The 2,898-nt window shown below is 61.1% G+C and carries 2 protein-coding genes; both read right to left on the reverse strand.

Annotation, left to right across the window (positions count from 1 at the left end; all coding sequences use genetic code 11):
- Positions 1-462: 462 nt before the first annotated feature.
- Positions 463-1,113 (reverse strand): HAD family hydrolase, encoded by a 651-nt coding sequence (locus ABZ260_RS49390; RefSeq protein WP_355632444.1) that lies wholly within the window; start codon positions 1,111-1,113, stop codon positions 463-465.
- Between the two features lie 163 nt (positions 1,114-1,276).
- Positions 1,277-2,791, reverse strand: a complete 1,515-nt coding sequence (locus ABZ260_RS49395; protein WP_355632447.1) for an AAA family ATPase — start codon at positions 2,789-2,791, stop codon at positions 1,277-1,279.
- Between the last annotated feature and the right edge of the window lie 107 nt (positions 2,792-2,898).

Raw genomic sequence — 2,898 nt, forward strand, 5'->3', positions numbered from 1 at the left:
TGAACGCCTTCGCGATCACCTTCGAAGGTCGTCTGTCCCCGAGTTCTCGATAGAGAAATTTCAAAACCGAGTTACACCGTTAACTGGACACACCCCTCGCCGCGTTCTACGAGCACGCGATCGACCAAGGGGTAGGTCGGCCTTCCTGGGGATCTTGAGGAACGCCTCATAGCTCATTCCTCTTGTTCTCGGGGTGCAGTGAAGAACAGACCGCATGGGGACCCTCGTCAGGTATCCAGCACGGTCTTCACACCACAGCAGCGGCTGTAGGGGCTGGGTACCCGAACACTTCATTACGAGTTAGAACACGATCGTCCAGGACCGTCCACAGTCGTTTTCCGGGCCTGCTCAGGCGGGCTTCATGAGGTCCCTCAGTCCACGGTCGTCCAGGTCCGTCCAGACCCGTTGTTAGCAACCGCGTTAGCAAGATCGACGTTTGTGTCTCCCCCGCTTCCGAATCGGTCACCGAACCGCGTGCAGGATGTCCATCGCCTGCAGCACGTCCGTGACGACATGGTCCGCCTCGTGCTCCTGGTCCGGCCAGGTCCCTCGGTCGATCCAGACCGTCTGGAGACCGGCGGCTCGTCCTCCACCGATGTCGGCGACCAGGTGGTCCCCGACCATCCATCCCCCATCGGCAAGAGTCATGCCGCACCGCTGGGTGGCGATCTCGAACAGGCCGACATCGGGCTTGCGGATGCCTTCGAGCCCAGACAGCGCGTAGGCGTCGACTGCCTCGGCCAATCCCGTCCGCTGGATCTTGCCGAGTTGGTTGTCCGCCGTCCCGTTGGTGATGATGGCCACCTTCCACCCGGACGCACGCAGTCGAGCCAGGCCGTCCATCACCTCGGGCCGACAGCACACCAGGTACGGCATGCGCTTGCGGTAGCGGCCCCACAGCTCCTCGACCGACTCGGTGAGGGCGAAGTGGTCACAAACCTTGGCGAAAAAGACCTCACGATGCGGATAACCCGCCTGGTCGAGAGCGAGTAGCCAGTCAACCGCCTCGTGCTCAAGGCCGTGCTCGTCGGCGAACTCCCCGATCCAGGTCTGGAACGCCTCGTCCAGGTTGATGAGAGTGTTGTCCAGGTCGAAGAGCGCGAGTCGTTGCACAAGGATTCATCCTAGGTACGGCATCGCCACAAGCTTGAGTAAAGCGGTCCGGGTCTGATGGAGGCTTTCCGTGCATCTACGGGTCACGCTGCCCGCTCCACCCACCGGCCAGGTCAGTCCAGGACCGGTGGGGTGGAGACGAACTAATGCGTAAGAGGTGGGGCTACGAAAGTCCTTTGTTGATCGCAGCCGTGAGACTGGCCCACGCCTGCTGTTCGGTGGCGGTGAGGTCGGTCCACTCGTGAGTCGTTAACCAGCGCAGGAATGCCTTGATGAGCTTGTATTTGGAAAAACCGGCGCCGATCTCGGCCTTGAAGATCTCGATGATCCGGCGGGTGGGCTGCGCAGCAGCGGTGGTCGTGACGTCCCAGCTGAGTTCGGTGCGTGCGACCTCTACTAGAGTGTCGCGCAGCAGGTCCTCGATCTCCGGGCCGGTGACCGGCCCCCGATAGTGGTCCTTGGTCCGAAGGATCTGGTTGGACTTGAGCAGCCGTACCAGTTCGTCTTGGGTGGCGGCTTTCTCGCCGGCAGCGTCGGAATCCAGGAGCGCGACGACCTTGAGACGCTGGCTGTGCAACAGGGTGCAGTAATAGACGACCTTGCTAGCGCTCTGAGCGGGCACTATGGCGATAGTGTCGCGCACGGTAACTACCCTGAATTCCCGCATGGCTGCGGCGACGCCCTCGATCAACCACATGTCGGTGAGGCCCTCGACCACTAAGTTGCGACGCTGGCTAAACATACTCTGGGCAAGGTCATAGCCGAGGGCGGCCTGCAAGGGGAAGACCGAGCGCGGGTCGTCAGACACCAACCGGCCGTGGACTTTCGTACCGACGGTGCGGTCTGTCATCTCCACCAAGCGGACCAGGTGCAGCTCGTCTGAGCCGACCATAAACGGCGAGTGAGTGGTGTAAATGATCTGATTGTTCTCCGCCAGCTGTGACACCGTGGAGCGGAACTCTCGCTGCTTGAGCGCATGCAGGTGCAGGCCCGGCTCGTCCAACAGCAGGATCGCGTTATTCAGCTTGCCTTTAGCCTGGGCGTGAAAAACCACGAAGAAGCTAACCAGCCAGCGGAACCCTTCGCTGCGCTGGTCGAGTTCGACCTCGACTCCTAGGTCGTCGACCACGACGGCCTTTAGATACTGGCCGTCGACAACCAAACGTAGCTGTAGCTGCTCGTCGCCCCACACTTTGCGGATCATCTTGGTGAGCAGAACACTCGCGGAGTTGAGCTCGTACTGCCTCTTGTCTCGTTGCGCTTGCCAGGCCCCGACCTGCTCTCGATAGGCGGCCATCTGATTCTGGTCGCCCTGATTGGGCGGCAACGCAGGCGCCGGTTGGCTGTCCATCTCCGACAGCTCCTTTGCGGTGAAGCCAAGGAGATCCAGCAGGCACAGATTCCCGAAGTCGTAGTCCTGATCCATCTCCCCGCTTGCCTGACGCTGCGCCAGGTTCGCCAGATGAATCCGTGGGCGCACCGAGAAGTACTGCGAGTAGTAAACGAACACCGGCACCCGAGACACCAGGATTTGCCAAGCCTGGTTCCGGACCTGGTGATAGCGGGCCGCTGCTCGGATCCGGTCGAACTGTGCTTCGGCTTTGTCGTTGTTCTCATCGATCACTGGGAGCGCACGTTCCAGCCAGGCGTCGAGCCGTTCGGCCAGTTGCTTTACCAACCGCCGGTTGTCTCTGAGGTTGAAGGGCTGAAGTTACCTCGTCGAGAGCGTGATGATCGCTTCATAGCGGTCATACCGGAAGCATGAGATACCCCGAAGGCGGCGGG

It is taken from the genome of Streptosporangium sp. NPDC006013, assembly GCF_040614275.1.
Lineage (GTDB): Bacteria > Actinomycetota > Actinomycetes > Streptosporangiales > Streptosporangiaceae > Streptosporangium.